Below are 1,190 nucleotides of genomic sequence, written 5' to 3' on the forward strand. Positions count from 1 at the left end.
TTACTTCTGGATCGACGCCACGACGCCGGCACCGACCGTGCGGCCACCCTCGCGGATGGCGAACCGCAGACCTTCGTCCATGGCGATCGGGGCGATCAGGTTCACCGTCATGGCGATGTTATCGCCCGGCATCACCATCTCGGTCCCTTCCGGCAGCTCAATCGTGCCGGTCACGTCCGTGGTACGGAAGTAGAACTGCGGACGGTAGTTCGAGAAGAACGGGGTATGACGCCCACCTTCTTCCTTCGTCAGAATGTAGCACTCGCACTTGAACTGCGTGTGCGGCGTGATCGTGCCCGGCTTGGCCAGAACCTGGCCACGCTCGACTTCGTCGCGCTTCGTGCCGCGCAGCAAGGCGCCAATGTTGTCGCCCGCTTCGCCCTGATCGAGCAGCTTGCGGAACATTTCAACGCCGGTGCAGGTCGTCTTCACCGTCGGGCGGATGCCCACGATCTCGACTTCCTCGCCAACCTTGACCACGCCGCGCTCGACACGACCCGTCACCACCGTGCCACGACCCGAGATCGAGAACACGTCCTCGATCGGCATCAGGAACGCCTTGTCCTTCGGACGATCCGGCTGCGGGATGTAGGCGTCAACCGCCGCCATCAGCGCCAGAATGGCCTCGCGACCCAGCTTCTCGTTGCTGTCTTCCAGGGCGCACAGGGCCGACCCCTTGATGATGGGGATATCATCGCCCGGGAAGTCGTAGCTCGACAGCAGCTCGCGGACTTCCAGTTCCACCAGCTCCAGGAGCTCCTCGTCGTCGACCATGTCGCACTTGTTCAGGAACACCACCAGGGCCGGAACGCCGACCTGACGGGCCAGAAGGATGTGCTCGCGGGTCTGCGGCATCGGGCCGTCGGCCGCCGAAACCACCAGGATCGCGCCGTCCATCTGCGCCGCGCCGGTGATCATGTTCTTCACGTAGTCGGCGTGTCCCGGGCAGTCGACGTGCGCGTAGTGACGGTTGGCCGTCTCGTATTCCACGTGCGCGGTCGAGATCGTGATCCCACGGGCGCGCTCTTCCGGGGCCTTGTCGATCTGGTCGTAGGCCTGGAACTTCGCGCCGCCGGACTCGGCCAGAACCTTCGTGATCGCCGCCGTCAGCGTCGTCTTGCCGTGGTCAACGTGGCCAATCGTGCCAACGTTGCAGTGCGGCTTGCTGCGCTCAAACTTTTCCTTCGACA

General features: G+C 64.0%; 1 protein-coding gene. It reads right to left on the reverse strand.

What is annotated here, in order from left to right:
* Nucleotides 1–1,190, reverse strand: a 1,190-nt coding sequence (tuf, locus tag ROR02_RS16395) for an elongation factor Tu (protein ID WP_147165110.1), incomplete at its 5' end; no start/stop codon positions are given.

The organism is Pararhodospirillum oryzae (assembly GCF_007992075.1).
Classification (GTDB): Bacteria; Pseudomonadota; Alphaproteobacteria; order Rhodospirillales; family Rhodospirillaceae; genus Pararhodospirillum; species Pararhodospirillum oryzae.